Consider the following 22,270-nt stretch of genomic DNA (forward strand, 5'->3'; position numbering starts at 1 on the left):
CAAATATAAAAAGACAGAACAACTCATCCCTGCCCTTCAAGTCTCAGGAGCAGGAGTTTTAATATTCAATGTGATGCGTAACGGGCTGCTGAGTGTGGCCGGTAAAACACCTGCACCACACTTGGAGCGATTGATGCGTAAACGCTGTTATGAACTCATCATGCGATTTTGTCGGCGCATCTGGTACATGGCGGCGATCACACCAATGGCAACAATAGCGATCATCAGAGTCGCCAGCGCATTCACTTCAGGTGTTACCCCCAGACGTACTTTAGAGAAAATCACCATTGGCAGTGTGCTGTTACCCGGACCAGAGACAAAGCTGGCAATTACCAGATCATCCAGCGACAGAGTAAAAGACAGCAACCAGCCTGAGATAATCGCCGGGGCGATCAGCGGCAGTGTCACCAGGAAGAACAGGGATGACGGCTTAGCCCCCAGATCCATCGCCGCTTCTTCCAGCGTCTCATCCATACTGGACAAACGAGCCTGAACAATCACCGCAACATAAGCCATACAAAAGGTCGTATGTGCAATAATAATGGTGCCCGTGCCCCGGCCAGCGGGCCAGCCAAACATGCCTTCTAACGCGACAAACAGCAGCAACAGAGATAAGCCGGTAATAACTTCCGGCATCACCAGAGGTGCGGTAATCCAGCCAGATAACACCATTTTGCCGCGGAATGGTCCGAATCGGCTCAGTACAAAACCGGCCATCGTTCCCAGTACCACCGCAAGCGTGGCACTGATAAAGGCAATTTTTACACTAAGCAATGCCGCATCAATGATCTGATCGTTATTAAACAGCTCGACATACCATTTCAGGGACCAGCCACCCCAGACAGTCACCAGTTTTGATTTATTAAAACTGTAAATAATCAGTGCAATTATCGGCGCATACAGGAACAGAAAGCCCAGACCTGCGGTGGTATTCAGAAATAAAGATCTGCGCTTCATCAGATAGACTCCTCTTTACCCTGACCATTGCGGATCAGCATGATTGGCAGTACCAGAACAATCAGCATGACAATGGCTACGGCAGAAGCCATTGGCCAGTCACGGTTCAGGAAGAATTCATCCCAGAGCACCCGGCCAATCATCAGAGTATCTGAACCACCCAGCAATGCCGGAATCACAAACTCACCGACTGCCGGGATAAATACCAGCAAACAACCTGCGACAATACCAGGCAGAGCCAGCGGCAGTGTAATCAGGAAAAAGCTTTGGGCCGGACGACAGCCCAGGTCTTCTGCGGCCTCCAGCAGCGTTATATCCAGCTTTTCCAGCGCACTGTACAAAGGCAACACCATAAATGGCAGATAGGTATAAACAATACCGATATATACCGCAAAGTCGGTCTGCAGCAGTGTTAATGGCTGATCAATAATGCCAATGCCCAGCAGAAACTCATTCACAATACCGTTTTTTTTCAGAAACCCCATCCAGGCGTAAACACGTAGCAGAAAAGAGGTCCAGAATGGCAGAATCACCAAGGCCAGCAATACGCCACGCTTAGAACTTTCAGTACGGGCAATCAGATAAGCGATGGGAAATGCTACCAGTAAAGTAAAAAATGTAGAGACCGCTGCAATTTTAATCGAGCTGAGATAAGCATCCAGATAGAAAGCATCTTCAAACAGATACAGGTAGTTGCCCAGGTTCAGCTTCAGGTTGATATACGCTTCTTCCAGATCCCATTCCAGCAATGAGGTGTAAGGTGGTACTGCAATGGCTGTTTCTGACAGTGATATTTTGAACACCACCAGAAAAGGTATAAAAAAGAAGATGCCCAGCCATAACATGGGTACGGCAACAACGGAAAGACGTCCCCAGTTAATACGGCGGATAAAGTTATACTTCGTCATCAGAGATGATGATTCTTCAATCCATGGCAAGCGTGATGTAGTACTCATGATGTCAATACCACGCTGCTGTCTTCAGTCCAGGACAGGTAAACCTGATCATCCCAGGTAAAACGCTCACCCACTTCCCGATTAAAGTTTGGTTGCGTGACCCGAACTTCTTTACCGCTGTCCAGACGCACTTTGAACACCGTCAGACTGCCCATGTAGGCAAAATCCATAATACGCCCGTGCAGGCAATTTTCTTTCTGCTCAGGCTGCTCATGGCCCAGGCGGATTTTCTCCGGACGGACCGCCACATGAACCACCTGATGCGGCGCACAGCTGATACCGTGATTGATATAGAGCACACCACCGGCTTCTTCAGACTGAATTCTTACCGTATCCGGTTCATCTTCAATCACCACACCTTCGAACAGATTGACCGAACCAATAAATTCGGCAACAAAACGACTGTTCGGGTATTCATACACATCATGGGGTTCGTCAGTCTGAACAATCACACCATGATTCATAACACCGATCCGGGATGCCAGAGTCATGGCTTCTTCCTGATCATGAGTCACCACAACAAAGGTAACACCCAGTTCATCCTGAATATTAATCAGCTCAAACTGGGTTTCCTCTCTGAGCTTTTTATCCAGTGCGCCCAGCGGTTCATCCAGTAGCAACAACTTAGGGCGCTTAATCAGAGAACGAGCCAGAGCCACACGCTGACGCTGACCACCGGACAACTGGTGAGGTTTACGTTTGCCCAGATGTCCCAGCTGTACCAGATCCAGCATCTCCTGTACCCGGCGTTTAATCTCGGCTTTAGCTACACCTTCACGCTTCAGGCCAAAGGCGATATTGTCTGCTACGGTCAGATGAGGGAACAAAGCATAAGACTGGAACATCATATTGACCGGGCGATCCCAGGGCTGGACACCCGCCATATCCACACCATCAATCAGGATACGGCCACTGGTCGGCGTTTCAAACCCTGCCAGCATTCTGAGTAATGTACTTTTACCCGAACCGGAACCACCTAACAGACAGAAGAGTTCGTTTTTATAAATATTCAGTGAAATATTATCCACTGCTGTGAAATCACCGAATTTCTTGGTGATATTTTCAATTCTGAGAAAAGGTTCAGCGCCTTCCTGCTGCCAGAGAGGAACAGATGAAGTCGCCGGTTTATCCTTACCGGAAACTTCCGTTTCCTTGCTCGAAAAATCAATTGTCTGAGAGGACGTCATAACAAACCCTCGTTATTTTTTATTATTTAACTCTGTAGTCTTACCGGCTGGCAGGCTTCAGAAATGAATAGGGAATCTCTGGTAAAAGGTTTTCAGCGTTAACTCATCCGATCATCGGTATGAAGCGGTTAAGCCTCTGGCCTGAGCTTGTCTCGGGACAAGTTGCGTTGTAAGGGCTGCAAAAACCTTTTGCCTGAAACTCCCCCGAACCAGTAAAACTGGTTCGGGCTGATCGTTCAGTAATCAACACGGGTGATCAGATATCCGGAAAATTAACGTCCCGTTTTTACATTGGTCCAGGAACGGGTCAGGATGCGATCAAATTTGGCAGTATGAGCGTTCTGCGTAAACAGATTGGCTTTTACCGCCTCAGAAGGATAGATGCCCGGATTAGTACGCACATCTTCATTCAGCAGAGGCTCAGCGGCCTTGTTTGCCACCGCGTAGTAAACATAGTTAGAGATACTGGCGCTAATTTCCGGCTTCAGAATAAAGTCGATAAATTTGTGCGCGGCTTCAGGATGTGGTGCATCCGCTGGAATCGCCAGCAGATCAAACCAGACAAGAGTGCCTTCTTTCGGAATGGTGTAATTTACTTTTACACCCTGACCGGCTTCTTCTGCACGGCCCTGAGCTTGCAGGATATCGCCGTTGTAACCCAGGGCGACACAGACTTCACCATTGGCCAGGTCAGAGATATATTTACCAGAATGGAAGTATTTATAGCTGGAGCGTACCGACTTCAATAGTGTTTCACCCTGTTTCAGATCCGATTTTTTTTCAGAATTAGGGTCAAGACCGATATAGTTCAGTGCGATAGACATGACTTCTGCCGGAGAATCCAGCAGAGCAATACCACAATCGGCCAGCTTAGCAGCAACTTCCGGTTTAAAAATCAGATCCAGAGTATTCACCGGCATATCACCCAGACGGGCACGGATCATCTCTTCGTTATAACCCAGACCAATAGTCCCCCAGGTGTAGGGCACATTGTGCTTATTTCCAGCATCGTGTCGGCTGACTTTATCAATCATCGCCGTATCCAGGTTGCCATAGTTGGTCAGTTCAGAGTGATTAATTTCAGCATAGATACCGGCCTGGACCTGACGCTCCAGGAATGCACCGGTTGGTACTACCACATCATAGCCCGTACCACCGGACATCAGTTTCGCCTCCAGCACTTCGTTGGAGTCGTAAACATCGTAGTTCACTTTGATACCGGTTTCTTTTTCGAACTGAGTAATGGCTTCCGGATTCATATAATCCGACCAGTTATAAACGTTCAGCACTTTTTCCTCTGCCTGAGCAGATAGCGCTGCTGTCAGTGCCAGAGAGACAGTGGCAGCCAGTCCTGTTTTTTTGAAAAGATGTGTATGGCGATGCATTGATATTTCTCCATTTCTGGCTCTGTCCGGGCAGAACATCTGAGCACGAGCATCACGGTTAACCCGGACAGTTAACCGGTAGGCTCGTTAACTCATATCTGAACAGACATGGGCCTGGTTCTTTTTTTACCTCTGAAGAGGATTATCAGCCGTATAGCAGAACCTGGTTGTTTGTTGTTGTTATCGTAGAGATCAGTCGGAGATCTCTGTTAACGGCGGCTTCAGACATCAGCACTGTAAGCAGCCAGTCAAATCGCTGTTCCGGGTTAAACCGGTATTATCGAATGTAAGTGACGCCTCCCTTCTATCCCTATACCCCTCAATGGGTATTTTTCTGTCCCCATCTGTGAGGGGTTTTCTGTCTGCACCCAATATCACAGCAGACAAGAAAAAAGGGGCTGACCTGAATGGTCTGCCCCCGGATATTACAGATAGCCCAGATAGGCTTCATACTCGACATCTGAAATTTGCTCGTGAAGCTTGCGCTGTTCCTGGCGTTTAGCGGCAGTAAATACCCGGATAAACTCTTCACCCAGATACTGATTCAGTACTGCGCTCTGACTGAAAATCTCAGTGGCTTCATCCCATTTGTTCGGCAGAATCAGATCCTGATTCGCTTCGGCATAGGCATCACCTTCTACCGGAGCCGGTGGCATCAGCTTATTCTCAATACCATAAAGCGCTCCGGTAAGGATCGTCGCCAGCACCAGATAAGGGTTGGCATCAGCACCGGCAACACGATGTTCAATACGACGAGCTACGCAGGGGCTTTCCGGAATACGAATAGCTACCGTGCGGTTTTCATAACCCCAGCTGGCAAATGTCGGTGCATGAGCGCCAGCCATAAAGCGGCGATAGGAATTCATACCTGGTGCAAAAGCCAGCATGCTATCGGCCATAGTGTGCATCAGACCCGCTACGGCGTGTTTCAGCAAATCAGTACCTTCTTCTCCACCATTGTCGAAGACATTTCTGCCCTCTTGATCAATCAGACTGAAGTGAACATGGAAGCCATTACCGCTTTTATTACCGTAAGGCTTGGCCATAAAGGTAGCGCCATAGCCATGCTTACGTGCAACTCCCCGTACCAGACGTTTGAACATGATGGCCTGATCGGCTGCCAGCATAGGGTTGGGGACATGATTCAGGTTAATCTCGAATTGACCGGCTCCCAGCTCAGAGATAATGGTATCTGCCGGAACGCCCTGTTCTTCACAGACCTGACGTACTTCTGCAAAAAACTCTTCCAGATTGTCCATCTCATCAATGGAGTAGCAATCTGTCTCGGTCAGGCGGCGACCGTGTCCTTCCGTCATGACCGGAGGCCGGGGACGCTGCGTTTTTTCTGATTCGCCATCCAGCAGGTAAAACTCCAGCTCTGTTGCCACAACCGGAGTCAGGCCCAGTGCTTTAAAACGATTCACAATCGCAGTCAGTGCCTGACGAGGATCAGCACTGAATGGCGAACCATCCGGATTGAACATCATTGCCAGAATCTGGTTTCTCGGTGATTTCGCCCAGGAAACGGGTACCGGTGTTTCATGAACCGGCATACAAACGCCATCACTGTCTCCGGTTTCAAACACCAGGCCGTTTTCCAGAACATCATCACCCCAGAAATCAAAGCCGATGACAGACCGTGGTAACTTAACGCCTTCTTCCATCACCTTGCCTAATGCACCCGCTGGCATACGCTTACCACGCAGATTACCGTTCAGATCAGTGATAAACAGATCAAATTGTTTTTGATTGTCGGAGCTGGAAGACATATAAACTCTCTCTCGAAAATGGCACCCCCTGGTCAGAACAGTATCCGCTGATAAATGCGCTGAATTTGTTCTGCCGGGTGTGGCTTGTTGATCACGCATCTATTTTTGTGATCACAAAAACTTGCTATTGATATGATCATAATTTAAAAAGATGGTCAACAACCGGAATTCATTTTATTGTTTTGCACCAATATGGTGATCACATTTAGTATAGAAGCACTATTTCAGTGATTCAGATTCAGGGGACCTGAATAGCCAATGGATAAAAAATCACCCATAAGAATTACATTAACGACTCGGGACGAGACTGTAACTATCACCCAATGGGTATACAGCACTCTGAGACACGCCGTGATGAATGGCCAGATACTGCCTGGCCGGGCACTGACAATCCGGGAGCTGGCCAGTATTCTTGATGTCAGCCCGATGCCAGTGCGTGAAGCGCTACGACAACTGGCGGCTGAAAATGCGCTGGAAATCCAGGGAAACCGAAGAGTTATGGTGCCACGTATGACGGCTATGAAATTTAATGAACTTTGCGAAGCTCGTATCACACTGGAGTCTCACGCCGCCGCCCGTGCTCTGCCTTATATAGACAAAGAACGCCTGCAGTTGCTGATTGCACTGGATAAAGAGATTGATCAGGCCCATGATGAAGGAGACCTGGAGCAAATTACAGTCCGTAACCAGCGCTTTCACAGAACACTGTATACCTCAAATCCTCATCAGATCACGCTGCCTCTGATTGAAAGCCTCTGGCTACAACTCGGCCCTTTTATGCGGCTGGCTAACAGCAAACTGGAAGAACACTACACGATAGACCGCCATAATGAGGCTTTGCAGGCGATTGAGCGCAAAGATGCTCTGGCACTGCAAATAGCCATTACTGCAGATATTCGGGAAGGTTTTGCCTTTGCCGGTACACCGGAATTACTGCATAGTTTTATTGAAGAGTCAGCGTCTGCCTGAGCCTGTCCCCCTCTTTCTGAATCCCCCTGCTGGTAATGACAGGGCGCTCTGTCCGGGAGTGCCCTGTTCAGGAACATTCTGATCAGAATTCGAGCAGCACTGTGTATGGTGTTTTCAGCCGGTTGCTACCTCTTTTAACTGCCTGAAAAATGGATTTTTTCACTCTCCTCAGCAGTATATTCTGTCACTTTGAATCAATTTTGTGATCACAAAATTTGCTTTCTATGAAAAAAGCGGTTAGCTTCTAAAATACAAATTGTGATCACAAAATTAAAGGCATAGCTTTCTGAAGCACAGAAACCTGTGCTCGACTGAAACAAATAAAGAAGACAACGCGACCTGCTCACAGACAGATAGTCCGCTCAGACGGGACTGATCAGGCGTTATCAGGAGAACAAAATGTCCGAACAGAACAAAAATGCAGTTACAGCAGATTATCAGGCACTGGATGCCTCTCATCACCTGCACCCTTTTACCAATACTGGCGCACTGAATAAAAAAGGTGCCCGGATCATCACTCACGGAGAAGGTGTTTATCTGTGGGACAGTGAAGGCCAGAAAATTCTGGACGGTATGGCCGGTCTCTGGTGTGTGAACATGGGCTATGGCCGACAAGAGCTGGTTGAAGCCTCTTATGAACAGATGAAAAAGCTGCCATTTTACAACACGTTTTTCCAGACAACCCATATGCCTGCTGCTGAGCTGGCTCAGGAAATTGCCAGTGTCACACCTGAAGGTCTGGATCATATTTTCTTTGCCAACTCAGGTTCTGAAGCAGTAGACACCATTATTCGTATGGTACGCCAGTACTGGGCAATTAAAGGAAAACCATACAAAAATATCATTATCAGTCGTGAAAATGCCTATCACGGCAGTACTGTCGGTGGTGCCAGCCTGGGTGGTATGTCTGGCATGCACAAGCAGGGTGCTCCAGGTGTTGGCGGTATTGAGCGTATTCGCCAGCCATACTGGTATGGTGAAGCGGGTGATATGAGCGAAGAAGAATTCGGTATTGCCTGTGCTCAGGCGCTGGAAGAAAAAATTCTGGCAGTAGGACCGGATAATGTAGCCTGCTTTATTGGTGAGCCGATTCAGGGGGCCGGTGGTGTTATTGTGCCACCGGCTAATTATTGGGGTGAGATTCAGAAAATCTGTCAGAAGTACGACATCCTGGTCGCAGCAGATGAAGTGATCTGTGGCTTTGGCCGTACAGGCAGCTGGTTCGGTAGTCAGACGTTCGATATCAAGCCTGACATTATGTCTATGGCGAAAGGACTGTCTTCCGGCTACTTGCCTATTTCTGCTGTTGCTGTCGGTGAGCGTATTTCCAGCGCTCTGATTGAGCACGATGATGACTTTAATCATGGCTTCACTTATTCAGGCCACCCGGCAGCCGCGGCCGTTGCGCTGAAAAATATTCAGTTGATGAAAGAAGAAAACATCGTTGATTATGTTGCCAATGATATCGGCCCTTATTTCCAGCAGAAATTACGTGAAGCACTGGCGGATCATCCTCTGACTGGCCATATTGAAGGTACAGGGCTGGTTGCGGGTATTGCTCTGGTCAAAGATAAAGAGAAGAAAGAGTTCTTCCCGTCTGACCTGGATATCGGCTACATCTGTCGTGAACACTGTTTTAACAACGGTCTGATTATGCGTGCCGTTGGCAGCCGAATGGTACTGTCACCACCTCTGGTAATCACTCACGCGGAGGTGGATGAGCTGTGTGAAAAAGCACGCCTGTGCTTTGACCTGACCCTTCAGTCTGTCAGCTGAAGATAAGTGCAGTTAACCGTTTCAGGGTTAACTGCACTATCAGAATAGTACCGGATCAATCTGATTACTCCGGGGTCTGCCCCCCCCCTGGAAACCACCTGCGACGGTAAAGACCTGATCCGGTACACTGAAAATATCATAAAGCTCAGCACAATCAATACATCTGTAACATTCTGCTTGTGTTACGGACTTCAGGCATTACCGTCACCATGACACTGTTTCTGCCTTATACATGCCTGAAAAAAAGTATTTCCATGTTCTTCTGTCAGTGCCCGGAGAATATGGCAACGCTCACAGAGATACTTTTCTTCAGGTGCATACTACGAATAAAACGATTTACTGCCATGAGCAGGCCAGAAGCTTATATGCTCTGTCACCTGCGGAGAGAATAAGATGATGCACCAGAAAATCAGCCCGGAACTCATTACTCCACAGTGTTCAAAGGATCTGGCACAACTTATTCACCATCTGCGTGTTCCCAGCTTTTTAAGCGTACTGGAAGAGTTTCTGGCCACTCAGTGTAATTTCGATACCATCCTGATTCTGACCTATAAGAAATCTTTTAAACCCATTATTCTGCATCCCAAAGATCCTGCAGAACATAGCCCCACTCTGAGAAGTTATATTAATCAGGCCTATGTGCTGGACCCGTTATTTAATGCCTTACAGGACAACCTGACACAGGGACTTTGTCGACTGGCTGATATCGCTCCGGACTCATTTGAACGAACCGAGTACTATCAGAGCTGTTATCGCAATTTCGATCTGGTCGATGAAACTAATCTGATCATCCCACTGGATAACAATACAACCTGCGCCATTGCTCTGGGCCGAAAATCCAATCTGGGCAGTATTACCCGCGCTGAACTGAACCGTCTGAAAAATATTTTTCCGGTTATCGAATCTCTGATTCATCAGTTCTGGCTGGCCCAGGCTCAGGAGTTCGTTAAATTCGAAAAATCGGATGGGCCAATCAAACAGGCATTAAAAACCTTTGCCAGTGGGGTACTCACACAACGGGAGCAGGAAATTCTGGGATTGATACTACAGGGCCACTCATCAAAGTCGATTGCAGATATTCTGAGCATCAGTGTAGGCACCGTTAAAGTGCATCGAAAGAACATTCATAGCCGGTTAAATACCTCAACTCAGTCTGAAATTTTCACTCTGTTTCTGAACCATCTGAACACATTTGATACGCCATAAACTGACTGACCCGATAAAGCAGATGCTTACACATCAAGTATATGACATAGACTGTCGGATCCAGAAGATCAGTGATGGCATAATCATGGTCGCACCCTTTGCAGCCCCTGTTAGCGATAAAATGGTTGATAAAATAAAGGAGAGTTTTGTATAGATTGTAAATTTAATTGAATGCTAATTGTTCTCATTTAAATTATTCGAGCCTTGTGCAACTCTGTGTATGTCAGTTGATGGCTTATTCCATCATTCGAAATAAGCAATCCGGCACGAGGGTTGAACCTCACGTTTAAGGAACAAGTTCTATGCATTCACCCAATACGCTTTTTCGTCCATTCGCACTTTCTGCGATAACTGTTGGCGTAACACTTGCCTATCAGCCTGCTTCGGCAAACCCCCGGAACCTGGACACTCTGATTGTCAGTGCTTCTGGCACTGAACACAGTCAAATGACCGCTCCGGCATTTACGACTGTGATTGATGATCAGATGTTGCGTCAGAACCCCTCTTTAAGTGTGGCTGACCTGGTAGGACGCAGCGCAGGTGTTATTAATACGACAGATGCATCAGGCCGAGATGAGATCAGAATGCGAGGACTGGAGTCCGGTTACACTCTGATCCTGGTCGACGGCCGTCGTATATCGTCGTCTAATGCGCTGTGGCGTGGGGGAGACTTTGATTTCAGCGCTGTTCCTCGTTCCAGTATTGAGCGTATCGAAATTGTACGAGGCCCTATGTCATCGCTTTATGGTGCTGATGCTATGGGCGGTGTGATCAATATCATCACTAAAAAAGGGCAGTCTGGCTGGTCAACCAGTATTGATGCGACCTACGAAAATGTTCTGGAAGGAAAAGATGGCCATCAGTTCCGCACGAATCTTTCAACAGCCGGTGCATTAAATGATGATCTGTATCTGCGTCTGAGCGGTGAAGTCTATAATCGGGATGCGTGGTTCTTTGATAAATCGGATCAGGTTCCGGAACGGGAAGAAAAACAAGCACGCAATCTGTCAGGTTCTTTAAGCTGGACTATTGATGACCGGCAGACGTTGAATGCTGACGTGATGATAAACCGGGATAAGCGCCCTTATGCTATTTATAGCGCAGGACCTGATTATCGTGCCCAGAAAATTGAACGTGAAACATATGGCCTGAGCCACGAAGGCGACTGGGACTGGGGACGTACTCAGTTAAGCTTCAGCTATGAAGATGGCGATATTGATGATCTGAATAGTCGTTACCCTGAACCTCAGCAGCGCCATCTGAAAGAACAGAACCTGACTTTAAGTGGCAGTGCAGGTTTGTCTCTGGGCATTCATGCTATCAAAACAGGCTTTGAGCATCGGGAGCAGGAAGTGGCGGATAAAATCGCTTTCTCTCAGACCGGTGGTTCTGAAGCCACTCAGCAGGCAATCTATTTACAGGATGAAATGCAGCTGACAGATAAGTTACGTCTGACGCTTGGCGGGCGCTATGACCACCATGAAGATTTTGATGGTGAATTCACACCTCGGGGTTATCTGGTATACGAGCTGAATGATGGCGTTTCTCTGAAAGGAGGCATCAGCAAAGCATACAAGGCTCCCGGCCCTCACCAGATTATTGCGGAATACCAGATTGTCAGCTGTGGTGGATCTTGTTTTATTCCCGGTAACCCTGATCTGGTGCCAGAAACCAGTGTTAACTATGAAGCCGGTGTAGAGGTTCGTCAGAATCTCTGGCGCATGAGCGCGGTAGCATTCCGCTCTGATGTCGACGATATGATTACTGCAATCCGCAGCCCCCGTTCCTGGGTGAATCTTAACGAAGTGCAGATCACTGGCCTGGAACTGGAAGGTGACGTCGACCTGAATCCATCCGTGACTCTGGAAGGCGCTTATACCTATATTGAGACAGAGGAAAATGGTTCTGATGAACTGGCTTTCCGTCCTCGACATAAACTGAATGCCGGTCTGAACTGGCAGGTGTCAGATAGCACAGGTCTTCGTCTGGGTATGGATTACTTCGGTAAACAGAAAAACTGGAACGGTGAAAATCAATCCGCCTATACCCTGTTTGATCTGGCAGTCAGTACTGAAATCTCACAGGACCTGGTACTGCGTGGTGGTATTAATAACCTGACTAATATCGACCTGAACGATGATGATGACAATTACTACAGCAATGTCATCGGTCGTAGTGTTTATGTTGGTGCCAACTATAACTTCTGAGTCTGTTTCAACTCTATGACAGCCTGCTTCGTACACCTGAAAAGTATTCAGCCGGGACGTTGCCCCAAGGCTTATTAACAGGCTGATCTATCGTTTTATCCGGCGGCCATAGGGCCGCCTTTTTTGTGGAAATATACTATGTTGAGATTGTTGAGTGTTACAGCACTGTTAATGTCGATGGCCGCCAGAGCCGATGTTATATCGTTGCCTGTTAAACAAATGATCCCTGTGTCTCAATCGTCGTCGTATTCAATTGAGTTCCCGTTAAAAGAAGGAGACTACCTGAGAGGGAATTTAAAAGGATCGTTGCCAATTAAGGCCTGGCTGGCACAGGCAGATGGTACACCCGTTCGCTACCTGACCCGCACTGGAGATATTGATGCAAAGGTGGCATTCCGCGCTCCGGAAACGACAACATATAAGCTGATGCTGCAGGCTGAAGCCGATTCAGTCAATGTCAGCCTGATGCTGGAACAAGTCCCGTTATTGAAACAAGGGCAATCACGGACATCAGAGATTACCAGTACTGCCATTCAGAAGGCGGTACTGTCTCTTGCTCAGGGTAAATCAGACGACCTGATCTGGTCGGCACTGGTAAAAGAGGGCACTCCTCTGGTAGAAAGCCCGGCGCAGATCCCTGAAGCAGCTCTGGCTGAAGATGAACTGCTGGTCACCTTTTTGTGGAAAGGTGCAAAAGACAGAGTACTGATTATGGGCGCGCCCGGATATGAGCATGATGCGATGCACCGCCTGGGCGAAACCGACATCTGGTTTCGCAGCTATGCTATGAAAAATGATACCCGCCTGAGCTATAAACTGGCACCGGATGTGCCTCAGGTTGAGGGTTCTGAGAGAGAGCAGAGAGTAGCCATTCTTGCAACCGCTCAACAGGACCCGACTAATCCTGAATTCTGGGTACCAGATGGGCTGAACGATAAATATAACACCCTGTCCATACTGGAGCTGGAGCAGGCACCTTCTGATGAACGGCTTTATGGCGACACTGCACTACCTGTGGTCCAGCGTCATCGTCTGTATAGTCCTCGTATGGGCAACAAGCGCAACGTGGATATTATTGTACCGTCGTCACTTAAGACTGAGCCCGGCCAGGCTGTTCCTCTGGCCATCTTTTTTGATGGCAAGGAATATCAGAGCCGTATACCTGTTCCACGTATCATGGATAACCTGATGCGTGCTGGAAAAATCCCAGCCACAGTAGCCGTACTGATCAGCAACCCCAGTCATGCAGCACGAAGAACAGAGCTGCCCTGCAACCCGGATTTTGCTGATTTTATGGCTCAGGAGCTGTTGCCTTTTGTCGCGGAAAAAACCGGGCTGCGTTTTTCAGCTTCGTCCACACTACTGGCCGGAGCCAGTTACGGTGGACTGGCTTCGGCCTGTACAGCTTACCGATACCCGGAAAAATTTGGTCTTGTGCTAAGTCAGTCCGGTTCTTTCTGGTGGAGCCCGAAAGATAGTGAGCGGCCTGAATGGCTGACGACTCAATTTGCATCAGTACCCAAAAAACCGCTACGTTTTTATCTGAGTGCGGGTCATTTTGAAACCAACTTTGGTGAGAGCGGGATTCTGAGCTCCAATCGACAGCTGGAATTAATTCTTAAAACCAAAGGGTATCCGGTTCAGCTGGAAGAATTCAGTGCCGGACATGATTATTTTCATTGGCGGGCAACACTGGACAGGGGGCTGATACATCTGCTTGGTGAAAAGTAATTATCTCCAGTTACAGACCACACTGATCTTCTGGCCGGGATAACGACCTGGCCAGATTCGTTTATTTCCCCTTGGTGAAAAATGCCTGCAAACTCTGTCGGTAAACACCTGAACAACAATTTTCTATCAACCAGACATTTTACGACAAACTGACCTTTATCTATATGACGCTGCCTAATTTCACTAAAACAGAAGATGAACTGGAAAGCCTGCAGGACAAATGGTTCTATCTGTTTCGCCACCTGCATGAGCTGGAAGAGATTCCTCCCGTCTCAGAGAAAAAGTATTTCTGAGTCTGTTTGAAAAAGCCAGTATTGCTCAGTTTCAGCCAGAAGAACGTCAGGCTTATGAGTCCAGCCTGAAGTATTACCGTGATTTAAAAATGGCATTGATACGGCCCAAGACGAAGGGAGTGAAGAAGGTGAGCAGATTGGCTACGAAAAAGCTCAGTCTGAAGCTCAGCAGAAAATGGCATTAGCTGTCATGAACTTAGTAAAACTGGGCCTGCCAGACCAGCAGGTTGCAGAAGCCTTTCAGCTTAGCGTGGATGAAATCCAGCAGATTAAGCGGCATTACCACAACTGAAATAAAGAAAAATCAGGACAGCCATTATCCAGGGCATGATTTAATGGTTGATCCTGGTGACTGGTCTGCCAGATTGCGGCTTTACCAGGTAACCTATCACCTATCTGGGTTATTCGACTAAAGACATTGTTGCCCGGTTAATAAAATAACGCTCAAACTGTTTAATATTCTGCTGAACGTAGTCCAGAAACGCCTGCATTGCTGGAGTAGGATGTTTGCCCTGAGGGTGAACGACACAAAAGCTACGTCGCAATGGAAAGCCATTGACAGAGGGTGCTATCAGAGTGCCCAGCTCCAGCTCAGGTAAAATACTGAGTTTGGGTAAGACCGCGACACCTAAACCGGCAATCACCGCATGTTTTACCGCATCGTTTGAACCCAGTTCCATACTGGGCAGGATACGCAAACGTTGCTGCTGACAGTGTTGCTCCAGAGCCAGGCGACTGCCGGAACCCGGCTCGCGGATCAGTAAACCACTATCTAAAAAGAGCTGAGCAGGGAGATCATGAGAAGCCAACAAAGGATGCTCAGGTGGCACCACAGGAACAAACTCATTATCCAGAAAAGGTAGCGACATCAAAGGTCGATCAACAGGTACCATCCCCATGACGACCAGATCATCACTGTTATCATTCAAACGCTGCAGTGCGGTTGCCCGATTAACCACCTTAACACTGACACTGACCTGAGGGTGTAAATTAAGAAAGGCTCTCAACAGGTAAGGCACCACGTACTGAGCCGTGTTGACCGCAACCAGCTTTAACTCACCTGCCACGGCTCCCTGCAATGCCGCCAGATCGGTTTGCAGATGTCCCAACTCCGTAAAAATAGTATGGATGCTGGATGCCAGACGCTCTCCCGCAGCGGTACAGAATAAACGTCGTCCGACATATTCAAACAGGGGCTGCCCTATCGCTTGTTCCAGTTGGCGTATCTGACTGCTGACCGCAGGTTGGGTCAGGCCTAGCTCATCACCGGCCTTGCTATAGCTTTGCCGTTCATAAACTGCTTTAAACACCTGCAACTGCCGGAATGTCAATCGACTGGTCATCTGAGGAACAGAAAGGGGCATATTGTCACCTGATCAAGCATCTGAATCGTCACTGGATATGATAAATGGCCTGTGCAAAAACACTGTCAGAACAAACGGTCGGGGTAACGCCCGGTAATCTGCCCCGGCGCATTTTGACGCCAGAATATCCTCTCTGACAAGCAAAATCCTTACAAACCTTATTATAATTTTATCCAAAAACAACAGAGCTATAAGCTTTACCTTATAACTAAGCTAAAAAATAACAATTTCTCCTTATCCGATCATTCTACTAGGCTAAGTGGACTTTAAGGGCAAACGAGCTGAAGGCTTAGGAGAATGCCATGATCAAAAAAGTTTTAATTGCCAACCGGGGGGAGATTGCGGTTCGAATCGTGCGCGCCTGCGCTGAAATGAGCATTCGTTCTGTGGCAATTTATACCGAGCCAGACCGTTACGCATTGCATGTTAAGCGTGCGGATGAGGCTTACTCTCTGGGAGACGATCCTCTGGCGGGTTATCTTGATCCCCCTCGTATTGTCAATCTGGCACTAGAAACCGGCTGTGATGCGATTCATCCCGGCTATGGTTTTCTATCGGAAAATGCTGAATTTGCCCGTTTATGTGAACAGAAGGGAATCACCTTTATCGGCCCAAAAGCCGACATTATTCATAAAATGGGGGATAAAACTCAGGCACGTGATGCCATGCGCGCAGCCGGTGTCCCCATTACACCGGGTTCGGAAGGCAACCTGAGCGGTGTGGAAGAAGCCCTGACGCTGGCCGATGAGATCGGTTACCCCATTATGATCAAGGCCACTTCCGGCGGTGGTGGTCGCGGGATACGTCGCTGTGACAGCCCTCAGGAGCTGAAGCTGCAGTATCCCAGGGTGATCTCTGAAGCAACCAAGGCCTTTGGTTCTGCCGAAGTCTTTATGGAAAAGTGCATCGTTAACCCGCGCCATATTGAGGTTCAGGTGCTGGCAGACAGCCACGGTAATGTGGTGCATCTGTATGAAAGGGATTGCTCTATTCAGCGCCGTAACCAGAAGCTGATCGAGATCGCCCCTAGCCCCCAACTAACCCCGGAGCAGCGTCAGTATATCGGCGGCCTGGCGGTTAAAGCCGCTCAGGCAGTGGGTTATGAAAACGCCGGTACGGTAGAGTTTCTGTTCTCCGGCAATGAAGTCTACTTTATGGAGATGAATACCCGTGTTCAGGTAGAGCACACCATTACCGAGCAGATCACCGGGGTCGATATTGTGCGCGAACAGCTGCGAATTGCCTCCGGGCTGGAGTTGAGCTATCGCCAGCAGGATATCAGCTATCGCGGTTTTGCACTGCAGTTCCGTATCAACGCGGAAGACCCTAAAAATGACTTTCTGCCCAGCTTTGGCCGTATCTCCCATTATTATGCGCCAGGCGGCCCTGGGGTTCGGGTCGATACCGCGATTTATACCGGTTATGAGATTCCTCCCTTCTACGACTCCATGTGTCTGAAGTTAGTCACCTGGGCGTTGACCTGGGAGGAGGTTGTTGCTCGGGGACAACGTGCGCTGGACGATATGCGTCTGCACGGCATTAAGACCACAGCTACTTACTATCAGCAGATTTTGCAGCACCCGGATTTTCAGCAGGCGAATTTTGACACCAGTTTTGTGCCCAGCCACCCGGAGCTGATGAACTACTCAGAAAAACGTCATCCCAGCGAGATTGCTCTGGCGGTGGCCGCGGCTATCGCAGCCCATGCGGGCTGGTAATCAATGACACTAGCCGCACAGACCGGCAGATAACGGAATCAAACAGAATTCAGACAATCGCACTGGCGATTGCAGGAGAATAGATCATGAGTCATGGGAAAAAAGTTGAAGTCACTGATGTCATCCTGCGGGATGCCCACCAGTCCCTGATTGCAACACGGATGCGCACAGACGATATGCTGCCTATCTGCGAAAAACTGGATCAGGTGGGCTACTGGTCCCTTGAAGTCTGGGGCGGTGCGACCTTTGACGCTTGTGTGCGTTTTCTGAAAGAAGACCCCTGGGAGCGTTTACGCCAATTGCGAGCAGCATTGCCTAACACTCGTTTACAGATGCTACTGCGCGGACAGAACCTGTTAGGCTATCGCCACTATGCCGACGATGTGGTTGAGGCATTTGTGGCAAAAGCCGCCGATAACGGTATTGATGTGTTCCGGGTGTTTGATGCCCTGAATGACGTACGCAACCTGGAAACAGCAATGGCTGCGGTCAAAAAAGCAGGTAAACATGCCCAGGGCACCATCTGCTACACCACCAGCCCGGTACATACACCAGAGTTGTTTGTAAAACAGGCCCAGGCGATGCGCGATATGGGAGCCGACTCCATCGCTATTAAAGATATGGCGGGTTTGCTGACTCCTTATGCGACCTATGATCTGGTTGCTGCACTGAAATCGGAACTGGATCTTCCAGTTGTGGTTCATAGTCACTCTACTGCAGGTCTGGCCCCCTTATGTCAGCTGAAGGCCATTGAAGCCGGTGCAGATCGTATTGATACTGCGATCTCCTCCTTTGCCAGCGGCACCAGCCACCCGGCTACGGAAGCCCAGGTTGCAGCCCTGAAAGGTTCCGATTATGACACAGGTCTTGATCTGGAACTGCTGTCAGAGATTGCTGACTACTTCCGCGAAGTACGGAAAAAATATCACCAGTTTGAAAGTGAATTTACCCGCGAGGATGTCTCGGTACAGATCAACCAGGTGCCCGGTGGCATGATGTCCAACCTGGCCAACCAGCTGAAAGAGCAGAATGCACTGGATAAGATCCGCGATGTGTTTGCCGAGATTCCACGGGTACGGAAAGACCTGGGTTATCCGCCACTGGTCACACCAACCTCTCAGATTGTCGGCACCCAGGCCGTGTATAATGTTTTAGCCGGTGAGCGCTACAAAACCATCACCAACGAGGTCAAACGCTACCTGCAAGGGGGCTATGGAGCCGCACCGGCTGAAGTCGACAGCCAGCTGCAGAAAAAAGCGATTGGTAATGAAAACGTTGATGTGGGCCGCCCTGCAGACCTGCTGCAGCCGGAGCTGAATAAGCTGCGCACTGACATTGGTGATCTGGCACTGTCGGAAGAGGATGTACTTACCTATGCCATGTTTCCTGACCTGGGGCGTGAGTTCCTGCAGCAACGTGCTGACGGCAACCTGAAGCCAGAAGAGCTGCTGCCAGTCGATAGCGGTCAGGGTAGCAAACTGGGACAAACCGGGGCGTCAGAATTTAAAATTGATGTCCACGGTGAGACCTACGAGATTGCTGTGACCGGTATTGGTGATCACGGCGTGGGCAAACGGAAAATCTATCTGTCAATGGATGGTATGCCGGAAGAGGTGATTTTCGAACCGCTCAACGAGTTTATCTCGGAAGGTGGTAACAGCCGTAAGCGGGCCAGTGAGCCGGGCCATATTACTACGGCTATGCCGGGTAATGTGGTTGAAGTCCTGGTGAAAGAAGGCGATAGTGTTGAAGCCGGACAGTCGGTACTGGTTGCTGAAGCGATGAAGATGGAAACTGAAATTCATACCAGCATTGCTGGCACTGTACAGGCCATTCATGTTACTAAAGGTGACCGTGTAACTCCGGGTGAAGTTTTAATGGAAATTGGCTAAGCACCCGTTTCTGATAGCAGTCTGCCAAAATGGTGGCGGACTGCAATTTATCCCCCTTTTAGTAAATTGTATTAGAGAGTAAACAGTGGACAGAATCGTCAAAGGCGTATTGAATTTTCGCCAAAATGTATACCCCCAGCATAAAGACCTGTTTGGTACACTGGCCACTGGGCAGAACCCTGATGTGTTATTTGTCACCTGTTCCGACTCCCGTATTGATCCGAATCTGTTAACAGGCTCTGATCCGGGTGATCTGTTTATCTGCCGTAATGCCGGTAATATTATCCCTCCCCACAGCAACGAGACAGGTGGCATGACAGCCTCTATTGAGTATGCCGTGGCGGTATTGGGAGTCAGTCATATTATTATCTGCGGCCATACCGATTGTGGTGCCATCAAGGGGGCTCTGGACCCGGACAACCTGAAGGGCCTTCCCCATGTCAAAGAATGGCTGGGCCACTGCCGCTCTGCAATGGAGATTGTGCGTGAACGCCATACTATTCCCTTTGATCAGGGCGTTCCCCATGAATTGCTTAATGAAGCCATTGAAGAAAATGTGCTACAACAGGTTCAGCATATTCGCACCCATCCTGCTGTTGCCGCCAAGATAGCCACGGGTAAAGTGCAGATTCATGGCTGGATCTACAATATTAAGACGGGTGGTATTCGTTGCTGCCAGCAAAACGATACCCTGTTCAGTAACTTTGATGATCAGTACGCAGATATTATTGAACAACTGTAATCACAGATAACAACTTTCCCTGAGATGTTGTGTGCTCTGTCTCAGGGATCGTTTTTCTGATTTCCCTGGCGGCCGGGATTTCTGTTCCCGGACAGTGCCCATTGTCAGCTTGATACAATGCTTGCTCTGGTAAAGAAGTGGCAATATAGCTGATAAAATCTGGACAGATGTGGCGGTTTCTCCCCTTTATAGTGATGTAAAAAGTAGAAATGCCACTCTCTTCCTCTGACATCAGGCAACACCCTGAGTAATCGCCCGTTAGCAGAATTAGCGTTCACCAGAAACTCGGGGAGCAAAGCAATTCCCATATCATATAAGACAGCATCAAGCCCGCTGGCCAGGGTGTTTACCTTCAGACAATGATCGACAGAGATCTGCTTTCTGTTGTTCTGCTGGTTATCAAAAATCTCCAGCTTTTTACGATGCCAGGCGGTTGCAATAAATTTATGTCTGATCAGGTCGTCAACATCTGCGGGATTACCATACTGAGCAATATAACCCGATGAAGCACAGAAAACTTCAGAGACTTTACCGACGGATAGTGCCCGGTAATCACAGTCTTTTATATCACCACCAAAGACAGCAGCATCCAGCTTGTGCTCAATAAGATCCTGCCATCTCTCGGTAACCACCACTTCTGGTATGAGCTTAGGAAACTCCAGCCCTAACTGTTTAATCGCAGGAATAACAATTTCTTTCTCAAAAAGAGGTGGCACTGATACCCTGAACAGGCCACTCGGCTGAGCTTTTTTACTGTTAATTTCGGTAAATGCCATGCTCATCTGTTCACTCAGTAATTCACTACGAGCCAACAGAGTTTCTCCAACAGATGTCAGTATTACCCCTCTGGTATTGCGTATTAATAGCTGCTGACCAATGGCGTCTTCAAGTCGTTTGATCTGCTGACTGATTGCAGATTTGCTGATACCCAGCTTTTTCGCTGCAGCAGTATAGGAGCGTTTACTGGCTACCTCCGCGAAGATAAGTAGCAGTGGCGCAAGCTTTATATTGTTCATATAACTAAACAGTCCGTTTGTTTTTATAGTATTGTTTTGTTTTTAATACACAAATAAGCTAAGTCAATCCTTTGAGTTCAGGAGATAACAGGATGACTTGTTTCGTAATTGTGGGGGTAACCCCTGTCGACATCACAAAGCTTTTAGAATACAGCGCTCGCGCAGAGGAGACCCTGACAGCGTTTAACGGACGATTCATCGCTAAAGGTGAATCAGACGTTATGCATGGCGAACCAGAGCACTCAATGACAGCCATTATCGAATTTCCTGATAAAGAGAAAGCCATAGCCTGGTACTCAAGCCCCTCATATCAGGCGTTGATTCCTCTGCGAGAGCAGGGCATGAAAAGTAGCTTCCAGCTGCTATCGCAGTAACAAATCATGAATACTAAAGATGAGGCTGAGACACCAGTGTATAAGGTAAGAGTGGCTGATTTGCCCCTGCAAAGTGGGCTTTTTGAGAGGATGGCTCCTGCTGATTTTGTTGACTGCTATTGCGTGCAGTCTGAATTGTCTCCCCGTCAGGCAGCCAATATCATTACGAACTTCCCCTGGTGGGCCCGTTTTTTAATTCGTGTGCGGAATTTTCTGACGATGCCGTTTGGCTTATCCAGTGATGGTCCGGCAGCAGAAGATAAAGTAGGCTTTTTTCCGGTTGAGTCAGAAAGCAGCAAGGAACTTATTGCAGGCTTTAATGACAAGCACCTGAACTTCCGAATATCGGTTATGTCTCTGCAGGGGCAGGTATTCCTGGCAACCTGGGTTCATATTAATAATGTAGCTGGTTGGCTCTATTTTAAGACGATCCTTCCGTTTCACATACTGATTGCCCGTAATGCTCTGGTTCGGGTTGGGATGCATACAGACTTCAGTGATAAACGATAACGGAAGATGGGGGCAGGACGTTATTTCTGGCTTCTTCTGCTGGATTCCCTAGCGGTAGTTTTCAAGGTAGTTGTCCAATAAACAGGTTTCATTCAGCCTGGTTAACAGGCTGATTCATCTCTTTGCTTTTGACCGGGTTCAGTGTGACATCTCCCACGGCTTCCCAGTTGCGCGTTTTCTTACCGGGCCAGCGTCCGGGATTCTCTTTCATCGCCTTC

17 protein-coding genes and 1 pseudogene are annotated in these 22,270 nt (G+C 48.4%); 11 read left to right on the plus strand and 7 right to left on the minus strand.

Annotated features, from left to right (window positions below; translation table 11 throughout):
* Positions 1–147 precede the first annotated feature (147 nt).
* From H4O21_RS20080 to H4O21_RS20100, 5 genes are all read right to left on the minus strand, one after another.
* Positions 148–957, minus strand: a complete 810-nt coding sequence (locus H4O21_RS20080) for an ABC transporter permease subunit (RefSeq protein ID WP_182810684.1) — start codon at positions 955–957, stop codon at positions 148–150.
* Positions 957–1,865, minus strand: coding sequence for an ABC transporter permease subunit (locus H4O21_RS20085; RefSeq protein ID WP_370463941.1), 909 nt, complete (start codon positions 1,863–1,865; stop codon positions 957–959). The genes H4O21_RS20080 and H4O21_RS20085 overlap by 1 nt, the downstream gene beginning before the upstream one ends.
* Before the next feature lie 44 nt (positions 1,866–1,909).
* Complete coding sequence (locus H4O21_RS20090; protein ID WP_182810686.1) at positions 1,910–3,100, minus strand: ABC transporter ATP-binding protein; 1,191 nt, start codon at positions 3,098–3,100, stop codon at positions 1,910–1,912.
* A gap of 272 nt (positions 3,101–3,372) precedes the next feature.
* On the minus strand, positions 3,373–4,485 hold the full coding sequence (locus tag H4O21_RS20095; RefSeq protein WP_182810687.1) for a polyamine ABC transporter substrate-binding protein: 1,113 nt from the start codon (positions 4,483–4,485) through the stop codon (positions 3,373–3,375).
* 425 nt (positions 4,486–4,910) lie between these two features.
* On the minus strand, positions 4,911–6,254 hold the full coding sequence (locus tag H4O21_RS20100; protein ID WP_182810688.1) for a glutamine synthetase family protein: 1,344 nt from the start codon (positions 6,252–6,254) through the stop codon (positions 4,911–4,913).
* Positions 6,255–6,512: 258 nt separating this feature from the next.
* Between H4O21_RS20100 and H4O21_RS20105 the strand changes: the two genes are divergently transcribed.
* The 6 genes and pseudogenes from H4O21_RS20105 to H4O21_RS26365 all read left to right on the plus strand — a co-directional run bounded on the left by H4O21_RS20105 (position 6,513) and on the right by H4O21_RS26365 (position 14,621).
* Positions 6,513–7,223, plus strand: a complete 711-nt coding sequence (locus H4O21_RS20105; protein ID WP_182810689.1) for a GntR family transcriptional regulator — start codon at positions 6,513–6,515, stop codon at positions 7,221–7,223.
* A 399-nt stretch (positions 7,224–7,622) separates the two neighbouring features.
* Positions 7,623–8,999: an aspartate aminotransferase family protein gene (locus H4O21_RS20110; RefSeq protein ID WP_182810690.1), complete on the plus strand. Its 1,377-nt coding sequence runs from the start codon at positions 7,623–7,625 to the stop codon at positions 8,997–8,999.
* A 396-nt stretch (positions 9,000–9,395) separates the two neighbouring features.
* Positions 9,396–10,205, plus strand: coding sequence for a LuxR C-terminal-related transcriptional regulator (locus H4O21_RS20115; RefSeq protein ID WP_182810701.1), 810 nt, complete (start codon positions 9,396–9,398; stop codon positions 10,203–10,205).
* A gap of 302 nt (positions 10,206–10,507) precedes the next feature.
* Positions 10,508–12,412, plus strand: a complete 1,905-nt coding sequence (locus H4O21_RS20120; protein ID WP_182810691.1) for a TonB-dependent receptor plug domain-containing protein — start codon at positions 10,508–10,510, stop codon at positions 12,410–12,412.
* Positions 12,413–12,550: 138 nt separating this feature from the next.
* Positions 12,551–14,143, plus strand: a complete 1,593-nt coding sequence (locus tag H4O21_RS20125; protein WP_182810692.1) for an alpha/beta hydrolase-fold protein — start codon at positions 12,551–12,553, stop codon at positions 14,141–14,143.
* Positions 14,144–14,307: 164 nt separating this feature from the next.
* A pseudogene (locus H4O21_RS26365) lies at positions 14,308–14,621 on the plus strand (PD-(D/E)XK nuclease family transposase).
* Positions 14,622–14,837: 216 nt separating this feature from the next.
* Here H4O21_RS26365 and H4O21_RS20135 read toward each other — a convergent pair.
* Positions 14,838–15,800 carry a LysR family transcriptional regulator gene (locus H4O21_RS20135; RefSeq protein ID WP_182810693.1) on the minus strand — a complete coding sequence of 321 codons (963 nt, stop codon included), beginning with the start codon at positions 15,798–15,800 and terminating at the stop codon, positions 14,838–14,840.
* 302 nt (positions 15,801–16,102) lie between these two features.
* Between H4O21_RS20135 and H4O21_RS20140 the strand changes: the two genes are divergently transcribed.
* The 3 genes from H4O21_RS20140 (at position 16,103) to H4O21_RS20150 (ending at position 20,152) form a co-directional block, all read left to right on the plus strand.
* A complete protein-coding gene (locus H4O21_RS20140; protein ID WP_182810694.1) occupies positions 16,103–17,518 on the plus strand; it encodes an acetyl-CoA carboxylase biotin carboxylase subunit in 1,416 nt (471 codons plus the stop codon).
* A gap of 86 nt (positions 17,519–17,604) precedes the next feature.
* On the plus strand, positions 17,605–19,410 hold the full coding sequence (oadA, locus tag H4O21_RS20145) for a sodium-extruding oxaloacetate decarboxylase subunit alpha (protein WP_182810695.1): 1,806 nt from the start codon (positions 17,605–17,607) through the stop codon (positions 19,408–19,410).
* Between the two features lie 85 nt (positions 19,411–19,495).
* On the plus strand, positions 19,496–20,152 hold the full coding sequence (locus H4O21_RS20150; RefSeq protein ID WP_182810696.1) for a carbonic anhydrase: 657 nt from the start codon (positions 19,496–19,498) through the stop codon (positions 20,150–20,152).
* Positions 20,153–20,256: 104 nt separating this feature from the next.
* Here H4O21_RS20150 and H4O21_RS20155 read toward each other — a convergent pair whose 3' ends face one another.
* Positions 20,257–21,168: a LysR family transcriptional regulator gene (locus H4O21_RS20155; protein ID WP_182810697.1), complete on the minus strand. Its 912-nt coding sequence runs from the start codon at positions 21,166–21,168 to the stop codon at positions 20,257–20,259.
* A 92-nt stretch (positions 21,169–21,260) separates the two neighbouring features.
* Here H4O21_RS20155 and H4O21_RS20160 point away from each other — a divergent pair, with 92 nt between their 5' ends.
* Positions 21,261–21,542 (plus strand): DUF1330 domain-containing protein, encoded by a 282-nt coding sequence (locus H4O21_RS20160; RefSeq protein WP_182810698.1) that lies wholly within the window; start codon positions 21,261–21,263, stop codon positions 21,540–21,542.
* A 6-nt stretch (positions 21,543–21,548) separates the two neighbouring features.
* Complete coding sequence (locus H4O21_RS20165) at positions 21,549–22,052, plus strand: DUF2867 domain-containing protein (protein WP_182810699.1); 504 nt, start codon at positions 21,549–21,551, stop codon at positions 22,050–22,052.
* The last annotated feature ends 218 nt before the right edge of the window (positions 22,053–22,270 follow it).

This window comes from Oceanospirillum sediminis (assembly GCF_014164585.1).
Lineage (GTDB): Bacteria > Pseudomonadota > Gammaproteobacteria > Pseudomonadales > Halomonadaceae > Oceanospirillum > Oceanospirillum sediminis.

Bases quoted from the DNA above. Each gene is read 5' to 3' on its own strand.
- H4O21_RS20140 (WP_182810694.1), top strand. From the start codon at position 16,103: ATGATCAAAAAAGTTTTAATTGCCAACCGGGGGGAGATTGCGGTTCGA.
- H4O21_RS20085 (WP_370463941.1), bottom strand. From the start codon at position 1,865: ATGACGAAGTATAACTTTATCCGCCGTATTAACTGGGGACGTCTTTCC.
- H4O21_RS20090 (WP_182810686.1), bottom strand. From the start codon at position 3,100: ATGACGTCCTCTCAGACAATTGATTTTTCGAGCAAGGAAACGGAAGTT.
- H4O21_RS20120 (WP_182810691.1), top strand. From the start codon at position 10,508: ATGCATTCACCCAATACGCTTTTTCGTCCATTCGCACTTTCTGCGATA.
- H4O21_RS20155 (WP_182810697.1), bottom strand. From the start codon at position 21,168: ATGAACAATATAAAGCTTGCGCCACTGCTACTTATCTTCGCGGAGGTA.
- H4O21_RS20125 (WP_182810692.1), top strand. From the start codon at position 12,551: ATGTTGAGATTGTTGAGTGTTACAGCACTGTTAATGTCGATGGCCGCC.
- H4O21_RS20080 (WP_182810684.1), bottom strand. From the start codon at position 957: ATGAAGCGCAGATCTTTATTTCTGAATACCACCGCAGGTCTGGGCTTT.
- H4O21_RS20095 (WP_182810687.1), bottom strand. From the start codon at position 4,485: ATGCATCGCCATACACATCTTTTCAAAAAAACAGGACTGGCTGCCACT.
- H4O21_RS20135 (WP_182810693.1), bottom strand. From the start codon at position 15,800: ATGCCCCTTTCTGTTCCTCAGATGACCAGTCGATTGACATTCCGGCAG.
- H4O21_RS20165 (WP_182810699.1), top strand. From the start codon at position 21,549: ATGAATACTAAAGATGAGGCTGAGACACCAGTGTATAAGGTAAGAGTG.
- H4O21_RS20110 (WP_182810690.1), top strand. From the start codon at position 7,623: ATGTCCGAACAGAACAAAAATGCAGTTACAGCAGATTATCAGGCACTG.
- H4O21_RS20115 (WP_182810701.1), top strand. From the start codon at position 9,396: ATGCACCAGAAAATCAGCCCGGAACTCATTACTCCACAGTGTTCAAAG.
- oadA (WP_182810695.1), top strand. From the start codon at position 17,605: ATGAGTCATGGGAAAAAAGTTGAAGTCACTGATGTCATCCTGCGGGAT.
- H4O21_RS20100 (WP_182810688.1), bottom strand. From the start codon at position 6,254: ATGTCTTCCAGCTCCGACAATCAAAAACAATTTGATCTGTTTATCACT.
- H4O21_RS20105 (WP_182810689.1), top strand. From the start codon at position 6,513: ATGGATAAAAAATCACCCATAAGAATTACATTAACGACTCGGGACGAG.
- H4O21_RS20160 (WP_182810698.1), top strand. From the start codon at position 21,261: ATGACTTGTTTCGTAATTGTGGGGGTAACCCCTGTCGACATCACAAAG.